This window comes from Candidatus Nanobsidianus stetteri (assembly GCF_003086415.1).
Lineage (GTDB): Archaea > Nanobdellota > Nanobdellia > Nanobdellales > Nanobdellaceae > Nanobdella > Nanobdella stetteri_A.
The window spans coordinates 16913-35495 of record NZ_QEFP02000014.1; the positions used below are offsets into that span (position 1 = coordinate 16913).

At 25.0% G+C, this 18583-nt stretch carries 27 protein-coding genes and 1 tRNA gene; 7 read left to right on the top strand and 21 right to left on the bottom strand.

The genetic code is table 11. The features are described 5' to 3' along the window. Nucleotides 1–6: 6 nt before the first annotated feature. The 8 genes from DDW03_RS02135 to DDW03_RS02170 are packed head-to-tail and all read right to left on the bottom strand — an operon-like array spanning nucleotide 7 to nucleotide 5111. A complete protein-coding gene (locus DDW03_RS02135) occupies nucleotides 7–486 on the bottom strand; it encodes a hypothetical protein (RefSeq protein ID WP_228615419.1) in 480 nt (159 codons plus the stop codon). Further along, nucleotides 483–1331, bottom strand: coding sequence for a hypothetical protein (locus tag DDW03_RS02140; protein WP_228615420.1), 849 nt, complete (start codon nucleotides 1329–1331; stop codon nucleotides 483–485). The genes DDW03_RS02135 and DDW03_RS02140 overlap by 4 nt, the downstream gene beginning before the upstream one ends. Then, nucleotides 1328–2440, bottom strand: a complete 1113-nt coding sequence (locus DDW03_RS02145) for a hypothetical protein (RefSeq protein ID WP_228615421.1) — start codon at nucleotides 2438–2440, stop codon at nucleotides 1328–1330. Before DDW03_RS02145 ends, DDW03_RS02140 begins: the two co-directional genes overlap by 4 nt. A 1-nt stretch (nucleotide 2441) precedes the next feature. Then, entirely contained in the window at nucleotides 2442–3383 is a 942-nt protein-coding gene (locus DDW03_RS02150; protein WP_228615422.1) for a hypothetical protein, read from the bottom strand. A gap of 1 nt (nucleotide 3384) precedes the next feature. Then, on the bottom strand, nucleotides 3385–3546 hold the full coding sequence (locus DDW03_RS02155) for a hypothetical protein (RefSeq protein ID WP_228615423.1): 162 nt from the start codon (nucleotides 3544–3546) through the stop codon (nucleotides 3385–3387). Beyond that, complete coding sequence (locus DDW03_RS02160; protein ID WP_228615424.1) at nucleotides 3536–3721, bottom strand: hypothetical protein; 186 nt, start codon at nucleotides 3719–3721, stop codon at nucleotides 3536–3538. The genes DDW03_RS02155 and DDW03_RS02160 overlap by 11 nt, the downstream gene beginning before the upstream one ends. Beyond that, nucleotides 3714–3860, bottom strand: a complete 147-nt coding sequence (locus DDW03_RS02165; protein ID WP_228615425.1) for a hypothetical protein — start codon at nucleotides 3858–3860, stop codon at nucleotides 3714–3716. The genes DDW03_RS02160 and DDW03_RS02165 overlap by 8 nt, the downstream gene beginning before the upstream one ends. A 30-nt stretch (nucleotides 3861–3890) precedes the next feature. Continuing rightward, entirely contained in the window at nucleotides 3891–5111 is a 1221-nt protein-coding gene (locus DDW03_RS02170; protein WP_228615426.1) for a hypothetical protein, read from the bottom strand. A 92-nt stretch (nucleotides 5112–5203) separates the two neighbouring features. Between DDW03_RS02170 and DDW03_RS02175 the strand changes: the two genes are divergently transcribed. Both DDW03_RS02175 and DDW03_RS02180 read left to right on the top strand, forming a co-directional pair. Beyond that, nucleotides 5204–6433: a hypothetical protein gene (locus DDW03_RS02175; protein WP_228615427.1), complete on the top strand. Its 1230-nt coding sequence runs from the start codon at nucleotides 5204–5206 to the stop codon at nucleotides 6431–6433. Nucleotides 6434–6546: 113 nt separating this feature from the next. Next, entirely contained in the window at nucleotides 6547–7704 is a 1158-nt protein-coding gene (locus DDW03_RS02180) for a hypothetical protein (RefSeq protein ID WP_228615428.1), read from the top strand. Between the two features lie 14 nt (nucleotides 7705–7718). Here the strand turns inward: DDW03_RS02180 and DDW03_RS02185 are convergent, their stop codons facing one another. From DDW03_RS02185 to DDW03_RS02195, 3 genes are read right to left on the bottom strand one after another with little or no spacing between them, the layout of a single operon-like run. Then, a complete protein-coding gene (locus DDW03_RS02185; protein ID WP_228615429.1) occupies nucleotides 7719–10358 on the bottom strand; it encodes a hypothetical protein in 2640 nt (879 codons plus the stop codon). Next, nucleotides 10355–10543, bottom strand: coding sequence for a hypothetical protein (locus DDW03_RS02190; RefSeq protein WP_228615430.1), 189 nt, complete (start codon nucleotides 10541–10543; stop codon nucleotides 10355–10357). Before DDW03_RS02190 ends, DDW03_RS02185 begins: the two co-directional genes overlap by 4 nt. A 32-nt stretch (nucleotides 10544–10575) precedes the next feature. Then, nucleotides 10576–11016: a vitamin K epoxide reductase family protein gene (locus tag DDW03_RS02195; RefSeq protein WP_228615431.1), complete on the bottom strand. Its 441-nt coding sequence runs from the start codon at nucleotides 11014–11016 to the stop codon at nucleotides 10576–10578. Between the two features lie 50 nt (nucleotides 11017–11066). On the opposite strand from DDW03_RS02195, the gene DDW03_RS02200 reads away from it, so the two are divergent. Continuing rightward, on the top strand, nucleotides 11067–11624 hold the full coding sequence (locus DDW03_RS02200) for a YdbT family protein (protein ID WP_228615432.1): 558 nt from the start codon (nucleotides 11067–11069) through the stop codon (nucleotides 11622–11624). Here DDW03_RS02200 and DDW03_RS02205 read toward each other — a convergent pair. Next, a complete protein-coding gene (locus DDW03_RS02205; RefSeq protein WP_228615433.1) occupies nucleotides 11590–11913 on the bottom strand; it encodes a 50S ribosomal protein L21e in 324 nt (107 codons plus the stop codon). The two genes, DDW03_RS02200 and DDW03_RS02205, sit on opposite strands and share 35 nt — an antisense overlap. A gap of 52 nt (nucleotides 11914–11965) precedes the next feature. On the opposite strand from DDW03_RS02205, the gene DDW03_RS02210 reads away from it, so the two are divergent. Together DDW03_RS02210 and DDW03_RS02215 are read left to right on the top strand one after the other, a co-directional pair. Further along, a complete protein-coding gene (locus tag DDW03_RS02210; RefSeq protein ID WP_228615434.1) occupies nucleotides 11966–12283 on the top strand; it encodes an Rpb4 family DNA-directed RNA polymerase subunit in 318 nt (105 codons plus the stop codon). Continuing rightward, nucleotides 12276–12815 carry a DUF655 domain-containing protein gene (locus DDW03_RS02215; protein ID WP_228615435.1) on the top strand — a complete coding sequence of 180 codons (540 nt, stop codon included), beginning with the start codon at nucleotides 12276–12278 and terminating at the stop codon, nucleotides 12813–12815. The genes DDW03_RS02210 and DDW03_RS02215 overlap by 8 nt, the downstream gene beginning before the upstream one ends. On the opposite strand, the gene DDW03_RS02220 is transcribed toward DDW03_RS02215, so the two are convergent. Genes DDW03_RS02220 through argS form a run of 5 tightly spaced genes read right to left on the bottom strand, consistent with a single transcriptional unit; the run spans nucleotide 12801 to nucleotide 16977 of the window. Then, the gene (locus DDW03_RS02220) at nucleotides 12801–13076 is read right to left on the bottom strand and encodes a hypothetical protein (RefSeq protein ID WP_228615436.1); all 276 of its coding nucleotides are present in this window, start codon (nucleotides 13074–13076) and stop codon (nucleotides 12801–12803) included. The genes DDW03_RS02215 and DDW03_RS02220 overlap by 15 nt on opposite strands. Nucleotides 13077–13106: 30 nt before the next feature. Beyond that, nucleotides 13107–13781: a fibrillarin-like rRNA/tRNA 2'-O-methyltransferase gene (locus DDW03_RS02225; RefSeq protein WP_228615437.1), complete on the bottom strand. Its 675-nt coding sequence runs from the start codon at nucleotides 13779–13781 to the stop codon at nucleotides 13107–13109. Further along, nucleotides 13778–14761, bottom strand: coding sequence for an NOP5/NOP56 family protein (locus DDW03_RS02230; RefSeq protein WP_228615438.1), 984 nt, complete (start codon nucleotides 14759–14761; stop codon nucleotides 13778–13780). Before DDW03_RS02230 ends, DDW03_RS02225 begins: the two co-directional genes overlap by 4 nt. Then, on the bottom strand, nucleotides 14758–15072 hold the full coding sequence (locus DDW03_RS02235; protein WP_228615439.1) for an uS10/mL48 family ribosomal protein: 315 nt from the start codon (nucleotides 15070–15072) through the stop codon (nucleotides 14758–14760). Before DDW03_RS02235 ends, DDW03_RS02230 begins: the two co-directional genes overlap by 4 nt. 24 nt (nucleotides 15073–15096) lie before the next feature. Further along, nucleotides 15097–16977 (bottom strand): arginine--tRNA ligase domain-containing protein, encoded by a 1881-nt coding sequence (argS, locus tag DDW03_RS02240; protein ID WP_228615440.1) that lies wholly within the window; start codon nucleotides 16975–16977, stop codon nucleotides 15097–15099. A 51-nt stretch (nucleotides 16978–17028) separates the two neighbouring features. Between argS and DDW03_RS02245 the strand changes: the two genes are divergently transcribed. Beyond that, the gene (locus DDW03_RS02245; protein WP_228615441.1) at nucleotides 17029–17331 is read left to right on the top strand and encodes a hypothetical protein; all 303 of its coding nucleotides are present in this window, start codon (nucleotides 17029–17031) and stop codon (nucleotides 17329–17331) included. 8 nt (nucleotides 17332–17339) lie between these two features. Beyond that, nucleotides 17340–17528 carry a hypothetical protein gene (locus tag DDW03_RS02250; RefSeq protein ID WP_228615442.1) on the top strand — a complete coding sequence of 63 codons (189 nt, stop codon included), beginning with the start codon at nucleotides 17340–17342 and terminating at the stop codon, nucleotides 17526–17528. A gap of 15 nt (nucleotides 17529–17543) precedes the next feature. Here the strand turns inward: DDW03_RS02250 and DDW03_RS02255 are convergent. From DDW03_RS02255 to DDW03_RS02270, 4 genes are all read right to left on the bottom strand, one after another. Further along, nucleotides 17544–17614: transfer RNA gene (locus DDW03_RS02255), tRNA-Trp, on the bottom strand. Then, the gene (locus DDW03_RS02260; RefSeq protein WP_228615443.1) at nucleotides 17614–17919 is read right to left on the bottom strand and encodes a translation initiation factor eIF-1A; all 306 of its coding nucleotides are present in this window, start codon (nucleotides 17917–17919) and stop codon (nucleotides 17614–17616) included. Before DDW03_RS02260 ends, DDW03_RS02255 begins: the two co-directional genes overlap by 1 nt. Before the next feature lie 32 nt (nucleotides 17920–17951). Further along, nucleotides 17952–18095: a hypothetical protein gene (locus DDW03_RS02265; protein WP_228615444.1), complete on the bottom strand. Its 144-nt coding sequence runs from the start codon at nucleotides 18093–18095 to the stop codon at nucleotides 17952–17954. A gap of 36 nt (nucleotides 18096–18131) precedes the next feature. Further along, on the bottom strand, nucleotides 18132–18583 hold a 452-nt coding region (locus DDW03_RS02270; RefSeq protein ID WP_228615445.1), incomplete at its 5' end, for an NMD3-related protein.

An 18583-nucleotide genomic window follows, 5' to 3' on the forward strand; every position in this document is an offset into this window, starting at 1 on the left:
TTAACTTTAAGTTGAATAACCACTAGTATAATTTACATAAAAGTTATATAATACTGTTGGTGGACAAACATAGAATGTATATGATTCACCATTTAAATAAACATAATAATTTATATATTCTTTATTTGGACATGCACCAATGATTGTATTATTATTAAAATAGAATGATAAAATTGTAGCGGAATCATTTAAATAATATAACTCTTCATTTGCCAATTCATTTATTATATAATTATCCAATGCTGTATTATTATAAAATCCTGCGTATATATCTATTACAGGTACAGTTACATTATCAAAATAAATTAAAGAATCTAAAAAACCATTTGCAGATTTATATTCAATACCAACAGCATTTAAACCTGCAATATTATTTAGTGTTGGATTTCCATAGGAAAATATATTAAAGATAAATATAAATAGTAGAACTATAACAATAATTACTGCAGCAATAAATGATAAAAAGAATCCAATTTGTATTTTCATTGTATTTGAGTAATTTTACATGAAGATATATTTATTTGGCCTCCAGCAATTATATTACATGTTTCATTATATATTCCATTCATATAAAGATTTCCTACACCGTATAAAGATACTATTACTGGTTCTCCACTATCATATTCTGGTAAAGTAATATAATATGATGCTATTGGTTGAATATATACTTCAGTATAATATACAGTTCCATAAGTTGCAGTAGAATTGAGTATTTCAGTATTATTTATAAATTGATAGTTTTGATACATATATTCTGTCTCATTATATATATATAAACTATAATTATAGAAATAATTGATTAAAAATTGGTTTAAAGATGGTAGATTTTCGTATGTGTAATCTACATTATAAATATTATATGCAACATAATATGGATTAACATTTATATCATTTTCAAAACTAAGGTTATATGGATCATATGAATATGAATTACTTATATTGTTAATATCATAGAAAAAGAAGTATATATAATCGTCATAAGAGAAATTTAAATATGTATATATAACTTCATTTGATTGATTTGATTCATTAGTAAAATAATCTAATGTTCCTGAGATATTCATAAAGCATTGTTGATATACATTATTATATTCATTGATAATATTTGGATTGGGAGCATAAAATAATAATAATGGATTTCCTGTATCTTCATATAAACAATAATTTAATCTATCAATTAATAAACTATTTGTAAATTGCTGATATGTATATTCAGAATACGATTCAATATTAAATAATGCATATAATATTGCTACAATAAAAAATGCGAATATTATAACAACCGCAGCAGCAATATATTCAATTATATCTTTTAAAGATAATGATCTCATGATGTAGAAGATAATACTGATACATTTAAATATGGTTGGCCTCCAGATTGTACACCCACCTTTGATAAAATAATAAACTCTGGAAATACTTGATTACCATTATTATCTACATTTCCTAAATCTAGTTTGAATATATTATCCTGTGAATTATCTTGTGAATTATAAATGTATGTAAAACTTGTATCACATAAATAATTATTACTACATCCATTATAAAATGTAAACTCGGGATTATAATATATTGACAATGTTAAATATGGTTGATATACTGTATATTTTCCATTTGGAATTGACAAAAAGAGCCAATTAGTGCTTTGTTGTATAAATTGATTATAATAGCAACTTGCATATGGACTCGATGTAGCTTGCCAATATTGATATAAGGTAATTGATGCAGTAAATGCTAAATTAAATGCAAAACCAGCTACAAAATCAGCTGGAGGTGGTAAAACTTCATCTAATATCATATCTCCAACCTGCATTATAGTAAATTCTGCAGTAGACCACAAGGTAGGTCCCACAGAAGATTGTAATGCATTAAATATATCTCCCCATATGTTATAGTTTCCGGATGCATATTGTAAAAGTGTAGATTGATATGTATATAATCCATATGTACCAGCAGCAGCTATTGCTGTTTGTTTTGCAATTTGAGATGAAGATCCAAATACTTTATTTAAAGCATTTAGTAAAGATGTTGTTTTACCACCATACTTTAATCCTGGCAGATATGAAAATACTTCAGCCATAAAAGAATTTAATGCATCATCTGCAAGTTGTTGCCATAGATCATTTACATAACATTCTCCAATACTAACTAAAAAATCATTATTATTATATAAAGGAATAAATAGGGCGGATGATTGTATTGGAGGAATTATCCTAAATTCATAGAAAAATACTGGAGCATTTGTTACAAAAAATGCTGCTGTCATATTCCCAGGTTCTGATGTTGAATATGTAATAAAACCAGCAACTTCCAATATTAAATAAGGATTATGTGTACCAAATATTCTTGCAATAATATATGGAAAATATATTCCTATTAGTGATACAATTATTAAAAATATTGATGCTATTATTGCATCTAATAATTCATCAACATCCATATTATGTAGAAACAGTTTCTCCTATGTATATATTAATATTTGCTGTATTTCCGTTACTATTTACCTCTATATCCATTACTGTTGGTGGTAAAGAACCTGCAAAATATAATAATGGAAAGTTTATTTGGAAGTATTGGATAATATAAGTAAATGTTTCAGAACTTACAATTTCACCTTCAAGATTACTAAGCTGTATTTGAGGATTCTCTGGAAATCCTGACAATTCTACACATACTGATGGATTATATGGCAAATTATTGTTATTTGAATTTATATTTGAACTTGGAGCACAAGATATAGAGCCACTTTCTTGATATGTATTACCATTTTCATCAATTGTTGATGTAAATGTGCATCCATTATCATTACATGTTATTGTTGTATCATTTACTATAGTAAGAAAGAATGAAGAGGATTCTGGAAAGAAATAATCTATTATATTTACAAAAATTTGGAGACCACCTAAGTTCTTATTATTAGTAGAATATGCTAATAAACCAGCATTATCATTTAATCCTTGTATGTTTATATTTATTTGATTTATATTACTATTTAAGGATATTTGTTTTACTAATTTACAAAATACTAATGCTGGTGCAAATATAATAGTATTTCCATTATCTGTCGTAGAAACATTCCAATATACTACTTTAACGGATAAGAGACCTACAACCTGATTTGGAGGAAAACAATGATATAATTGCAAATACCATCCATTATTGTTTGTCAATACAAAAACATAATTATAGTCATAATTATTTATAAATACTTCTCCATTACCTCCATTATTTATATCATTAGCAATTGAATTTAAATATCCAATATATTTTGCATCATTTCCCATAGCAACTCCAATAAATGTCACAATAATAAAGTATATTAAAACTACCAATACAATTAATACTATTATATCAAAAATTATTCTAAGAAAATCTCCTCTCATATTATCCTAATCCAGATTGATTTAATATTTTATATCCTACGCTTGTTACATTTGTCTGTATGGAGTTACTTGCTATGTAATAATAAAATATTATAGCTAAAATAATTATTACTATTGCAATAATTAAAAATATTAAAAAGTTTATTGAATTATCAGCCTCCATAGTTGTTATTATTTATACTATTTACAACATTTGTGCCATTTGTTTGCGGTATACTATTAAATAAATTTGCTCCACCTTTAAAATAAAAGTACATAAATATTGCTAATAATACTAGAGCAACTATAAATAATATTATTGCTACTAAAAATGTATTTACTTGTGTTTTTTTATCCATTTCCCCCTATTAATTGATATTGAGCAAATATATTTATATTTAGCCCTAATTTTGGTCCCAATATAACAAAAACAAATATTAATATTAATACAGTAAATATCAATGCAAGAATTATCTTTAGAAGTTCTCCAGTTTCCATTATAAATCTAAAAACTTTGCAATTTATAAATTAACTTCCACCTGAACTTGAACTTGAACCTGAAATCGATGTTAATAGAATTGCCCTATTTCCCCCTTCATATGTATATTCAATTATTATGCCATTTGGTAATTGCATATTAGCTGGAATAATTATAACTTGATTCGGTGGAAAATTATTTGAAGTGGACCAGTTTTCATCAACATTACCATTTTGACCTACTTCATATGAATTTACTAATAATTTATTATATACATTTGAATCTTGAGGATTTGAAGACATTACACTAGGATCTCTATTACTTAAAACCTGACAAGCAATATTGAAATTACTATTATATATCACATTATCTCCATACATAACTTCTAATGGAACCTGATTATAATATTCCATCATATCTAACATACATAAAACATCATTTAATGTAACTATATAGTTACTGTTATAGTCAAATAATAATAGGGCATATTCATTATGATTACCTGCTATAGTTACACTTTGTCCTAATGTTTCTCCATATGTATAAAATAAATATTTTGCAATTAAATATGTTGCATATAAATTTTGACATTCCGATGATGTTGGATCACTACAATATCCTTGTTGTTCTATATAATTTGCATATGATTGATTTAAATCGTTAAGCATTTCATTTACTTGAGCGTTACCAATATTGCTTAAATTCACAGCTACTACGCCTTCTGGAACTAAATAATATAAAATTGGGTCTTGTATCGCATGTGCCATATTATTTAAGGCATATGATAAAGCATCTAAGCCAAGTGTTCCAAATAATAAACCCGCACCTAAAGGATTTGTAAATACTTTTTTATATGCATTTCCAATACCAGATGCTATTTTATCTTTTGGAAAACCTCCATTCTCAATATCTTCAAATAGTAGATATTTCTTATTTATATTCTGTATAGTTTCTTCATCATATCCTATACTCTCCAAAAACTCTACATTCTCATCATAATTTGCCTTAATTCCAGAAACAATACCAGCAACGGTTGTAGCAATAAAAACTCCTAATAATACATCATTTGCAATTGTTGCAGCATCAGATATTCCCTGTGCTACTGGATTTATAGTAAAACTTATACTTCCTGCTAATGCATATCCAAATTTTGCTTCTGGTCTACCAGCATAACTAAGACCTTTTAATACATTGAAGAAAACTATTATTACAAATATTATAATAATAATTACAATAATAAGTTCTATTACACTATCACTTATAGATTTCATATCATTTATAAAAACCTTGGATTTTATTAATTTTTTATAATGAATTTTCAATAATTATAATACTTAAAAAAATAAATAATACTAAAAATTATATGAAAGATAAAATTAAGGCAATAGTTATATTTTTTATATTATCTTTGATAATGTTGAGTACAAAAATTATGGCACAAACAAATTTAAATGGCCAACAATATACAAATACATCAATTATAATAATAACTAATAATAGTCGTTTTGGCTATGGGTTTTCAATAACTGGTTATAATGGTCTTGTTTATATTTATTATACAGAATTGCAATCATCAATTGCAACTATTAATGGTTTGATATTTAATGGAACTGAAGAAATGAATGCGCCTTTACCAAATTTCAATGATTTAGGAGAAGGAAGTCCATTATTAGTTGAATTAAATAATGGATCATTAATGTTGTTATGGGGTGGTGTGCCAATGGGAAATTATAGTTTAAATAATTTAACAATTCTTCTTCAAGCTTCAATATTAAATAATAATGTTTGGGGACCTGTTATTAATTTAACAAACAATGGTGATGCATTAAGTTATTATAGTGATGGAAATTATATATATTTAGTTTATGAACCTACATTATCCCTTACATATAATAATACAATACTTGAAGAATTAACACTTTCAGGCAATGTTGTTAAATCTTTAAATATTCCGGGTATTGTTGGTATTGTTTCTGCAAATAATGGTTATGCTATTGTTCAATTTGTAAATAGTACTTATGCTTTAATAAACATAAACAATGGAAGTATCGAATTTGTAAATGCAACAATTATTGGTTTTATTGGTAATTCTTTATATCAATTTTATAATGGAGTATTAACAATTAATCAAAATTTAACATTTAATTTGCCAATATATGAAAGTGCATTTCCGATATCATGGAATAATGGATATGTTATAATTGCATGGAGACCTGGTTTATTAAGTGTATACTATTGGAATGGTACAGAATTACAGCCAGTTGTTAATTATACAGTTCAATTTACAATAATTCCAAGAGCGACAATTTTGAATAATAATCTTTATTTAGCATGGTTTGGATTAAATAATATTTCAACGAGTCAAGGTTCAATATATATGGCAATAACACCATTACCTTATCAAATAAATCAATATAATAATATAACAACAACTAATAGTACTATAAATAATACTTCTACAATATCAACTTCTAATACTTCCTCATATAATTCAATACAAAATACTACATCGAATAAATCTTTATTTAGTTCAATACCAATTTGGGTTATTATAATAGTAGTTGGTATTGTTGTATTTTTTATTTTATATTAGCTTTTTTTAGATTATGAAATTAAAAATATTTATAAAATTTTTATAAAAGATTTTATTCATTTAATAATTATGAATATAGTTATATTTTTAAAATTTTATTGAAAATATATTATATGAAACTAAACAGAGGTTTGAAGGGTATTTTTAAAAAAATAGGGAATAATATAAAGAAGGATTTAGATGCTATTATAGAAGATAATGTAAAAGATAGTTCTAGAAACTTTAAAGGTAAAGTTAATGAATCTTTAAAATATTTATATGAAAGATTAGAAAATGCAAAAGATAAAATCTATTATGGACTTCAAAAAGTTAAAGATGGAATATTAGAATATGGAACAGAAATTAAAGATAAATTTGAAGGACTTCCAAAATATTTAAATAAAAAATTAGAAGAAATAGTATATAAAACAATGGAATATGGGCCAAAAATTGCGTTTTCAGCATTACCATCTCCTGCAAGGGTTTCAATTTCGGAAGGATTATATATAATAAACGCAGATAAAAGTCTTAGAGGTAAATTGATAGGATATGGATTAATTTTTGTTGGTGGTGCTAGTGCTGTAGGATTATATTTAATGTTTGGATTACATCCTATACATTCTTTACCTTCAAATAATGAACATATACAATATTTAGGATCTCCAAATGGATATATAGCATTTGTACCAAATGGTCAAACAATAAATTATAATGGACATACAGATCCTGAAGGTGAATTAATATTAAATAATGGAAGTACAATAAAGGATGTAATATGGGATGGACAATATGCAAATACAATAATACAAAATCATAACCAAATAGTTCAATTAAATAATCAATTTGTTGGACAAACTGATCCAATAAATAATCAACAATATGTACCTTTACAGGATTTCTATGTAATTAAAGGTCAGGTACCTGTTGAAGAGGTGACAATAAATGGACAAGCATATTTTGTAATAGATGCTAATAATATAAATCCAGCAGACATTGCAGGATTCTATACATATCAAGGATGGGTACCTAACTTTATAGAGGCAATAAACACACCAGGAACATACGCAGCAGTATTACCTGGAAACTCACCAGTATTCCAATGGACAAATACAACAGGAACAGTAGCATACCAAACAGAACTATATCAGCGATATATTGGATACTCTGCTGGAAGACATTTATTAGTACAATCCAACGGACCCCTAATTTCGTATGGAGTATATACTAATATTCCTGGAACATATTTAATAAGCTATATTACTCCCCAACAAGTATATAATTCTTCTAGTTAATTTTTTAGCATTTTTTATGATACACTCACAACATAAGGAACTCCATAAGTGACTATAACCCAATCAAGATACATATAACCTGATCCACCTCCCGAGCCTGCTGAAATGAACAAATAAGGATTCTCACCATTATACACGCTTGCAGTATCTTCTAAGGGACCTATAGTAACACTATTACCTGATTGATCATTATATTGTTCGTTATATCCAAAAGTTCCAAATACAAAATTACTATTTACATTGCTATAAGTGAATGTACTATATCCATTTAGAGCTACTTGAGAATTTGCTGGTTGATTAAACGCTGTATTATATGCATTTATGTATGATTGTACAAATATTGGTTCTCCTGTTGCTGTACTTACATTTGCAGGAGGTGCTGGTGGTATTGCATAACATTCTCCATTAGGACACCAACTAAGACTATATGGTACTAAAGCAAGTGAATAACCATATATATTTCCATTCATTAGGAAAAATATATTCATATTATTATTATCCGCTTGGAACCAATTATATAACCAAAACACTCCATATTGGGAATATTGTTGATTGTTTTGTTGATCTGGAGGAATAAATGGAAGAGGATAACTATTATCACAAACCTTAAAGTCCTTCCCTTGATTTCCTTGAGTGCTAACTAACTCGAAATAGTAATGAAGACTTTTGCTAACACCCAAAAAACCACACCCAGTCAACCCCCATCCCGATCCTGAATAATAATAATCATAATATCCTGAAGTACATGGATTCGATGAACATTGAATATTATTATATTGAGTAGTTAAGAAATATCCCAATCCTTTTGTACTATTATATTGTAATATCCCAACATAATAACCTGAAGAATAACCTGGACCTGGACCTCCTCCTGTCCATCCATATTCATACATAAATATTGGGAAATTAAGAGGTAAATATGTATAACCTCCAACACTTATTCCTATATTTTGATTTCCTATCACACGACGAAATCCACGAGGACCAAGTACTCCGTTATGTGCCGGATCATAGCTATTATAATCGCTTACTGTATGAGCAGGAAATTGACCATTATTATAACTAACATATGATAATACAACAGCATCTGCAACTGATGGTTTTATACCGGTTAATATATTTCCAGTACTAGTAGGATCTTCCCATGGTATTCCAGAAAAATATGCAAATGTTTGTAATCCCAATCCATTTGATGATTGAGATAATGTAGAAAATGTATTTTGTAAAACGTTTGATGTAATTAATGCATAAGATCCCTGATTTGGTCCATTATCCATTACCAATCCTTCGAAGGGTCCATATGATATAACACCAGGAATAAATTCTGTTCCATCTGAATATGTCCCATTTACATAAATGGTTACGTTATTATATGAGGGTAATACATTTGGGTATAAAATATTTTGATAACAAGCAGGAAATCCATTAGGATTACTACATGACAGATAATCATCTTCTACTGGAGATAGGCTTCCTGAACCTGGATAAGAATAAAAGTTAACATATATTGGGAATACATTTAATCCATTATCATATTCAACTGCAGAAGAAGGATTATTAGGATCTAAAGCTTCAGGATCTCCACCAATTGTTCCATTTAAATATGGTAATAGATTTTCATTACTAAATCCAACAAATATTGATATAATATTACAACCAAAATTACTATTATATAATGAAGGAATATTTAATAGATTAATAAAGAAATAATAATTTCCATTATATTCTCCAGCATACCATGAAGGTAATGCATAATATTTACCATCATAATTAATCAAAAATACCACATTATCTCCAATATATGGAGTAGTATTTATATAATTACTTAAGGGAGGACCAATTGTAACTAATATATTTTGAAAATCTTCCATAGAATATCCTCCATTATTTACTCCATTATTTGATAAAAGTATAGCCAAATATGTTCCATTAACAATTTCTACATTATTTACTGTATAATCATAATATTCTAAATTAGGAAAAGAATACTGACTATTATCTAATAAAGATATTGCTGGAGTTATATTTAAATATTCGGGTTCGCTTAAATAGAAATTTTGTATGTTTTGGCCATTTGATGATGTACATAATATACAAAAATATACAAAACTACCTGCCTGATATGTTATTTCATTATTTCCTTCAATTTTACATTCATATGTATTTCCTTGATATGTATATGTAACATCATTTCCTTCAAATGTATTATTTGATAAAATAATTGTAGAGTTTAATTTAACACCACTTAATGAATTTATATTAAAAGTTGTTGAATTAGTATTTATTATAAATCCGGGATCTATTTCTAATATATTATTATCACTAATGTCATTGTATGTATTTGTAATATTATAAGATATATTCCAATTATTTGGACTTAGGTTTTCAATAAATGATGGAACATAATATATATCATATCCATTTTGATAATATATATTTACCATAATTGTTGAATTTATTGTATTCTGATTATTGTTTTGATTATTTTGAATATTTTGGTTCTGTATTGAAACATAATATTGAGATGGGTTATTAATATGATAATATTTAAATATTGAAGTTAAAATAAATATAACTCCTGCAAGAATTATAATAAATATTGGAAGATAATATCCTATAAACATCATAAGATCATCAAAAATTTTTCCTCTCATTGTATTATATTTGGAATTGATTGATTTGTAACATTATTAAAGCTATTATTAATAAAATTTATTGATTGATTTGATGCCATATTTCCTCCTAAAAATATTTTATATCCAAACAAAATTGCTAAAACTAAAATAACTAATGCAATAACTATGATTATTACCATATCTATTGATATATTACTTTTCATATATATCTAAAAAATTTCATCAATTATAAATTTTATTCAAAAACTTTCTTTTTATAATAATATAAAATTATCCCAAAATTGATAATCAATATTCCATCAGCTGTAGAACAATATAAACATATTGAATGAATTAAAAATAACATTAAATATAATGAAAATATTACAAATAATACACCAATTAATCTATAAAATAAATTATAAATTATCTTTAACTTTTTCTTATATAGTAATAATATTAGAAATATATCAATTATAAAATATGCAATTGCATATGTTTCTAGAGGTATTCCAAACAATTTTGAATATTGACTTTCTATTACTTTTTCACAATTTATTGGGGTATTATTAATAGAACAAAATAATGGTGATGAATTATTTATTAAAACTACATATTCTAAATAAATATATATAATTAAGCCTATTATTGAGAATATTATTAATAATAATAACTTTTTATCAAATTTTAAGTCCATAAATAGAAATAAAAAACAATATTTATAAATTTTTGAATAAATAAAGAAAGATGAAAGGAGATTATTATTTATCATTTGAAAAAGAAAAAATAAATGAAAAAATAAAATTGGAAAATGAAGAACCATTATTTATTATCAATTATAATCCATCAATATATTCATTAAGGTACACATTTCCATTATATTTAATCTTCTCAATATATATTGTTACATTTTCTTTTTCAGAATACTATAATCCAAATATATTATCCTTAATTTTATTATTTTTTATTATTTCAATTGTATATTATATTGCATTGAAATATTATGAAAAAGCAAAGAACTATTATATAATATTTACAAATAAAAGATTAATATTGATTGAAAATGAAAATATAAGATCAATAGAAAATTCTTATATAAATAATATAGAAATATCACAGAGTTTATATGAGAAAATTAAAAAATTATATACAATAAAAATTTATACACATACATTTTTATTAAATAAAAGTGTAAGTTTAACAATTGAATTACCATTACTTAAAAAGGAAGATATGATAAAAATAAGGGAAATTATTCTAAATAATATATCTAAGAAACCTGAACAGGAGAAACCTGCCCCTTAAATTTTTCTAAGTGTGCTGGATGAACAATTATAATTTTTTCTTTTCCCTTATCATTTACTAAGACTTCATAACATTCTCCCCTCTTTCCTAAAATTTTTCCTACCATTCCATGGTATTTTGGATGGGGCATTGTTTTATTATATGATGGATCAATCTTTATTACAACTTTATCATCTATATTGAATTCTTGTAATATTTTCCTTATCTTTATTTTACCATGTTCCCTTACATGTAATGATAACTTATCCCTTGTTTTTCTTCTCAACCCCTTACCCTTTCTTGCAGTCATTAAATTAAAAGTTCATGATATATTTTTAAATAATATTTAAAAAGATATATAAATGGAAGTACTGAATAAAAAGATTATAACACCTGCAAATGTTAAAAATATATTATTGAAAAATAAAGAGAAGAGAAATTTATTATATGTGGAGGAAAGAACATTGAAATTCCTTAATGATACATATAAATTGGATGAAAATCAGGAAAAAGAAATATTAGAAGAATTAAAGGATATAAATTTACCAGATGAGGTAAAAATACAAATATTAGAATTTTTGCCAAAAAATGAAGAAGAATTAAGGACAGTATTATATACAAATACTTTAAGCAAAGAAGATATGGAAAAAATATTAAATGTAATAAAGAAATATGGATAGAAAGGAAGAATACGCAATTGTAATATATTATTTACCAGGTGGGGATCCAACAAAAAATATTAAAGAGCCAGTAGTATATGCTGTAGGAAGAGATTATTTTACATTATTATTATTAACATTGAAACCTGGTGTTACAGTAAATTTATTTGAAGAATTATATATTGGAAATAAACAAAGGGATAAGGTAAGATCTATATTGAAAAGATTATCATTTGATGAATTACCAGAAATTGCAAAGGCAAATTTAGAAAAAGCAATAAAGGATTTAATAGTAAAAAATGAGAAAAAATTTGTAGAATTTTTTAATAAGGCTGGTCCATTAAATATTAGGGTTCATACATTAGAATTATTACCAGATATTGGAAAAGTAACTGTACAAAAAATTATTGAGGAAAGACAGAAAAAACCATTTGAATCATTTAAGGATATTGAAGAGAGAGTGAAAGGTATTAAAAATATACAAAATATAATTTATGAAAGAATAATTTTAGAATTATCTGGAAAAGAAAAGATAAAATTATTCACTATCTAACTTTATATTATTTAACTTTGCTTTTATCTTTAAATATTTTTCATAATTTGTTAATTCAATATTACTTTTTTCTTTTATATTAATTAATAATAATTGTTTCATAAATTTCTTCCATTTTCTTTTATTCATTGTAACATTTCTTAAATGGGATTTCATTAAATGTCTACTATATTTCTTACTATTTACAAATACATGACCACATAATGGGCATTTATATATTTCCCTTCCATTTCTATCAATTTCCCTTATAGCATGCAGCATTTTTTATATATTTATAATAACCTTTAAAAATTATTTATTTTGAACTAAAAACATTGCATGATCAATATGGTATGGTTCCAATCTTACTTCTTTTATTATCTTTAATCCATAATCTTCCAATTCCCTTCTTACTTCTCTAAATATTTCCCTTGGATCCTTTGATACATCAATTGATCTTGCCTTTACTGCTAAAAATCCATATCCCTTATTCTTTAAATAATATTCAATATTTCTAATAAATATTCTTACCTGATGTGGTTGTGCAACATCTTGATATATTAAATCAACCTTTGTAACAATATGTAAATATTCCCATGGTTTATCAGCATCCGCCAATATACCAATAATATTCTTTCTATCATATAATATTGGAACAAGGTCCCTTAATATCCTTGAAGAAACATCTATACCAAATATTATCCCATTTTTATCAATTATATCTGATATATGGGATGCTGTTGTACCTGATGCAATACCTAAATATAATATTTTATCACCTTTATTAATTGGTACTTCTCCAATATTTTTCTTAATTGCCGCTGCTAATTTAGATCTACTTGTATTCCATTCCCTATATTCTTCATTATTATATTTTACCAATCTTTCTTCATATACAACTTTTCCAGGTACCAAATTCTTTGTATATAATCTTCCTTTTTCATCAATAAATATATTCTTATTTTCTTTTAATGGTTTTAATTTCATTTTTCTGATAATTCTTTAAATCTCTTATCCAATTCTTCCTTCAATTTCTGATATATTATTTTTCTACTTAGATCTGCTTTTACTGCAATAGATATTTTTGATGCCAATGTTCTAGCCATTGCTCCCCTTCTTTTTGGAGGTAATTTTTGTAAATATGGATGATTAAATAACACACCATGTTTTGGTGGTTTTATACCTTTAGATAAATGTAAAAATAATGCTTTTTCTGCACCCAAAACTTGTATTGTTGATGAAGGTAATAATGATAATTCTTTCAATCCACCAGCTAATAATATTAACCTTGCACCTATTTTTGGGGTAGCAATTTCTGATAAATTAGGAGCAATTTCCTTCATCAATTTTTCAATATAATCTTCCAAATCTTTTCTTAAATCATATAATTCCTTTATTTTTAATGATATTTTATTCATTATTTCCAAATCTTCTTTTTCAAATATTTTTCCACCCATCGTTTTATTAATATTATACTTTTTCATTAATTCTTCCCTATTTGAATTTATAATTGTTCTTATAAATTTCTCATGATCTTCAATTTCTTGTGAAATTTCTGGAAAATATAATCCATACCATTCCCTAAATCTTTCCATAAATAAATTCAAAGATTTATTTAAATCATCAAGGAAACTTATTGCCTGTATTATTATTTCATCCCTATTTATAGAATCCGATATTTGTTCTTTCAATAAATCTATAAACAATTTATTATCAATTTTTTCTTCCCCAATTTTTTCCAATGCCTTTCTTATTATACTTATATCTTCAGTATATTTATATCCATCAAACCTTTGTCCAATAAAAATATCATTTTCCTTTATATAATTTTTTACCTTTTCAGGTAATTTATTTTTATATATTTCCTTTAAATCATCTAAATTTAATTCTAAATCAATTTTCTGAAAATTTTCCAAATTATCATCAAATATATATAATCCATTATATCTTAATAAAATATAACTCATTTTATTATCTTTAATGATATTCTAAATCCTTTTGATGGAATTTGCATATTTATAAAATAATTTTTGAAAAATCTTTCATCATTTGCAACATCTAAAAATCTTCTATATATTCTTATTTGATATGTTTCATATATTTTTGTACCTCTCTTTCCCAATGTTCTCATAGTTGGTACTCTAATTATTTTTGTTGGCAAATTGACAGGACCCCTCTTTTCAATACCTAATTGTTCAATTATTTTTAATAATTGATTAGTAAACTGATTCATTGTTTTTAAATCTGTTCCCCACATTTTAATCCTTATCATCGACATAAATTCATAATATATATTATATTTTTAAATACTTTCTACAGGTTCAATTTTCAATATATAAAATATTTTATCCAATATTTCTTTCGTTAAATATACTAGGAATAACCTATGTGGATATTTATCTTTATAATTTAATATTGGAACATTTTGGTAAAATTCATTAAATGATCTAACTAAATCTATTAAATATCTATATAAATGATTTAATTCTAATGATTTTTCAATATCATAAATTATATCTTTAAACTTAAATAAATTAATAATTAATTTTTCTTCATATTTATTTAATTCATTTATTTCAAATTCTTCAGGTATTTTATCAACTTTATTTAATAATGATTTTATCCTTGCATATGTATATAAAAAGTATATTGCATTCCCTTCCTCCAAATTTAACATTTTATCAATATCAAATAATATTGTTGTATTTCTATCATATTTTAACATTTCCAATGATATAAAACTCTTTACTATCCTTTCAGAAGTTTCTTTATCTTTAAATTTATCATAAGCAATATTATATAATTTTTCATATAAATCATCAACATTTATATACAATCCCTTTCTTCCAGACATCTTTATATCCTCATTTATTCCAAACATTTTTGCAGTATTTCTATGCAATCTAACCAATCCATATCCATAATATATATATTTAGAATTTCTATCAATTTCCTCAATTACCTTTTTTACCATTAATTGATTATGCATTTGTTCCATTCCAATTACATTTATTGAGATTTTACATGGTTCAATCTCCTTTCCTTCATCATTTATTTCATATATATATTCCCCATTTGGTTGTTTTATATATTCTTTAAATTTAATATTTGATTTAATTATACCATGTTTCCACATCGCATATGCAATATCCTTTGCAATATATGTAGTAGTTCCATTTGATCTTACAAGAACTTTTTCTTTATTTGAATATGCTTTATATATATCTTCCCATCTTGTTAAATCTAAAGAAATTGTATCATTCTTTTTTATCATTTTATTTTCTTCCAATATTTTTAATGCACTATCAAATAATTTATATTTTAATATATCAGATTCTCTAATTATTATATTAAAATATATATTAAATTTCCACAATGTATTTAATTGTTCAAATAAAATTCTTTCAGATATTCTTTTAGATAAATAATATACTTCATTATTACCTTCCTCAATCATCTTTATAATATTATATTTATATTTTTCTAATTCAGGAATTATTTCATACAATTTATTAACTATTACATATACAAAATCTCCGTAATAATGATCAATTTTTTCAGGTATTTCATATCCATATAAACTTTTCAATATATTCATTCTTTCCAAAAATATTTTCCTAATTTTTTCCTCATATTCTTCTTTATACAAATTTTCTTTTATTAAAAATTCTTTAATATTATTTATTACCTTTTCTAAATTGAAATCTTTTGGTTCTTCAGGTATCTTTAAATAATATATTCCAACAATATTATCACCAACCTGTACCCCGGTATCATCTATATAATTTATTACATATACATCATAATTTAGTGTTTTAAACAACCTATATAGAGAATCTCCAATTATTGAATTTCTTAAGTGACCTATATGTAATGCTTTATTTGGATTCGCAGATGTATGTTCTAAAAATATTCTAATATTCTTTTTTTCAAAATCAAACAACTTTTTATAATTTTTCAATAATTTTTCTTTATTTAATTTAATATTTAAATATCCATTCATAAATTTATAATCCAAAACAAATTCTCTTATTTTTTCAATTATTTCATTTACCAATATATTTGGATCTTTTCCTTTTTTCATTTCTTTGAATAATTTAATTGATATATCATAATCTAAATTTTTTGGAGGTTCAGAAAATTCTAGATCATAATCTTTTAATTTTTCTTTTATTATCCACATAAGATTGATTTATATAAAAAGTTTAAAAATATGGAAATTGCATAAAAATTTATGGTAAAAAAAGGTCAGTCGTTATCAATTAATACATTAATTATATTAATAATAGGACTTGTTGTTCTAATAATTATAATATTATTTTTTACAGGTACATTTTCTAAAGGAGTAGTTGGAACAAATAATGTATTAAATCCTGCAATAAATCAGACAAATCAGTCAGGTCAGTTAATTAATAATTTACAAAATCAAGTAAGTGGAGGATCTAGTTCATCAAGTACATCTAGTACAAGCAGTAATACTCAATCAACCACATCTGGTACAACAATAAAAAATCCTAAAGGACCTACTCCTGAATAATCTATAAGATGAAAAGATCTGACGCCATAAATTTTGTAATCCTTTTAATAATTGGGCTTATTGTTTTGGTACTAGTTATAATTTTTGTAGCTCCTCAAACCCTTAATATAATGTCATCTCAACAAAACTTATCAAATACATCAAATAATGTTTTAAATCAAACATTTAGCAATATATCAAATATATCAAATTTATAATTTTGTTTTCGGTCTTGGGCCCGGGGGGACTCGAACCCCCGTCAATGGGTCTGGAGCCCACCGTCCTGCCACTAGACTACGGGCCCTAGAATTCTTCCTCAATCTTTAAATATCCTTTCTTTTTTAACCATTCAACTTCCGAATCTGTATATGAATATAATATATCTCCCTTTTTATCAGATTGCAATTCCCATGGTTCTACTAATACATATGTACCCTTCTTTAACCATATATTCCTGTGCATTTTCTTATTTTGTGGTACTCTACATATTCTTGTTTTTCCATCAAAACATCTTACCCTCGCATGTGCCCAACCAACAACCTCTTCAATTATTCCTATAACCTGTCTACCCTTTGGAACAGGAATTCCCTCTTCTTCGAAAAGAGGCATTTAAAAAATATTATAAATTAAACATCAATAGCTTACCACTCTTCTTCCCACTCTTCATCCCATTCTTCTTCTCCTTCATCCCATTCCTCATCCCAATCTTCATCCCAATCTTCACCTTCTTCTGGAGCCATCATTTTCATTTCTTCTACCTTTCTTTTTAAGTCTTCCCAATCCATACCCTTTTATTATTATGTAAACTTTTATAAAGTTTTTTATGCATCTTCATCATTCCTTAGTAATATTGTTACAATATATTTTTTACTACCCTTCTCTTTATCATAACCAAATAATTTTTTACTTAATTTTACTTTTCCATACTTTTTTAATATATTATAATAGCTTTTTACCCTATTTTTTCCAACATATAAATATATATCAATATCCTTTTCATTTATTTCATCCACTTTTTTTATTATATCTTTATTTTTCTTTGCTATTTTTAATATTTCATCTTCAATATTTTCATTATATCCCCTTATTTGCAAGATTAAATTTTCTTTTTTACTTAAACCTTTACATCTTGGACAAACAGTATATTCATATTCAAAATTATTTATATCAAAATTATTATACCATTTATTATGATACTTTACCCTTCCACAATATTTACATATATATACTTTCTCTCTTTTTTCTTCCTTTTTATTTATTTTAATATAACAAT

Excerpts from the sequence above, each read along its gene's own strand:
- DDW03_RS02140 (WP_228615420.1), bottom strand. The coding sequence starts at position 1,331 with ATGAGATCATTATCTTTAAAAGATATAATTGAATATATTGCTGCTGCG.
- DDW03_RS02245 (WP_228615441.1), top strand. The coding sequence starts at position 17,029 with ATGGTAAAAAAAGGTCAGTCGTTATCAATTAATACATTAATTATATTA.
- DDW03_RS02205 (WP_228615433.1), bottom strand. The coding sequence starts at position 11,913 with ATGACTGCAAGAAAGGGTAAGGGGTTGAGAAGAAAAACAAGGGATAAG.
- DDW03_RS02190 (WP_228615430.1), bottom strand. The coding sequence starts at position 10,543 with ATGAAAAGTAATATATCAATAGATATGGTAATAATCATAGTTATTGCA.
- DDW03_RS02160 (WP_228615424.1), bottom strand. The coding sequence starts at position 3,721 with ATGGATAAAAAAACACAAGTAAATACATTTTTAGTAGCAATAATATTA.
- DDW03_RS02150 (WP_228615422.1), bottom strand. The coding sequence starts at position 3,383 with ATGAGAGGAGATTTTCTTAGAATAATTTTTGATATAATAGTATTAATT.
- DDW03_RS02210 (WP_228615434.1), top strand. The coding sequence starts at position 11,966 with ATGGAAGTACTGAATAAAAAGATTATAACACCTGCAAATGTTAAAAAT.
- argS (WP_228615440.1), bottom strand. The coding sequence starts at position 16,977 with ATGTGGATAATAAAAGAAAAATTAAAAGATTATGATCTAGAATTTTCT.
- DDW03_RS02195 (WP_228615431.1), bottom strand. The coding sequence starts at position 11,016 with ATGGACTTAAAATTTGATAAAAAGTTATTATTATTAATAATATTCTCA.
- DDW03_RS02235 (WP_228615439.1), bottom strand. The coding sequence starts at position 15,072 with ATGTCGATGATAAGGATTAAAATGTGGGGAACAGATTTAAAAACAATG.
- DDW03_RS02145 (WP_228615421.1), bottom strand. The coding sequence starts at position 2,440 with ATGGATGTTGATGAATTATTAGATGCAATAATAGCATCAATATTTTTA.
- DDW03_RS02250 (WP_228615442.1), top strand. The coding sequence starts at position 17,340 with ATGAAAAGATCTGACGCCATAAATTTTGTAATCCTTTTAATAATTGGG.
- DDW03_RS02200 (WP_228615432.1), top strand. The coding sequence starts at position 11,067 with ATGAAAGGAGATTATTATTTATCATTTGAAAAAGAAAAAATAAATGAA.
- DDW03_RS02165 (WP_228615425.1), bottom strand. The coding sequence starts at position 3,860 with ATGGAAACTGGAGAACTTCTAAAGATAATTCTTGCATTGATATTTACT.
- DDW03_RS02215 (WP_228615435.1), top strand. The coding sequence starts at position 12,276 with ATGGATAGAAAGGAAGAATACGCAATTGTAATATATTATTTACCAGGT.
- DDW03_RS02220 (WP_228615436.1), bottom strand. The coding sequence starts at position 13,076 with ATGCTGCATGCTATAAGGGAAATTGATAGAAATGGAAGGGAAATATAT.
- DDW03_RS02180 (WP_228615428.1), top strand. The coding sequence starts at position 6,547 with ATGAAACTAAACAGAGGTTTGAAGGGTATTTTTAAAAAAATAGGGAAT.
- DDW03_RS02260 (WP_228615443.1), bottom strand. The coding sequence starts at position 17,919 with ATGCCTCTTTTCGAAGAAGAGGGAATTCCTGTTCCAAAGGGTAGACAG.
- DDW03_RS02155 (WP_228615423.1), bottom strand. The coding sequence starts at position 3,546 with ATGGAGGCTGATAATTCAATAAACTTTTTAATATTTTTAATTATTGCA.
- DDW03_RS02265 (WP_228615444.1), bottom strand. The coding sequence starts at position 18,095 with ATGGATTGGGAAGACTTAAAAAGAAAGGTAGAAGAAATGAAAATGATG.
- DDW03_RS02185 (WP_228615429.1), bottom strand. The coding sequence starts at position 10,358 with ATGAGAGGAAAAATTTTTGATGATCTTATGATGTTTATAGGATATTAT.
- DDW03_RS02230 (WP_228615438.1), bottom strand. The coding sequence starts at position 14,761 with ATGAGTTATATTTTATTAAGATATAATGGATTATATATATTTGATGAT.
- DDW03_RS02225 (WP_228615437.1), bottom strand. The coding sequence starts at position 13,781 with ATGAAATTAAAACCATTAAAAGAAAATAAGAATATATTTATTGATGAA.
- DDW03_RS02175 (WP_228615427.1), top strand. The coding sequence starts at position 5,204 with ATGAAAGATAAAATTAAGGCAATAGTTATATTTTTTATATTATCTTTG.
- DDW03_RS02170 (WP_228615426.1), bottom strand. The coding sequence starts at position 5,111 with ATGAAATCTATAAGTGATAGTGTAATAGAACTTATTATTGTAATTATT.
- DDW03_RS02135 (WP_228615419.1), bottom strand. The coding sequence starts at position 486 with ATGAAAATACAAATTGGATTCTTTTTATCATTTATTGCTGCAGTAATT.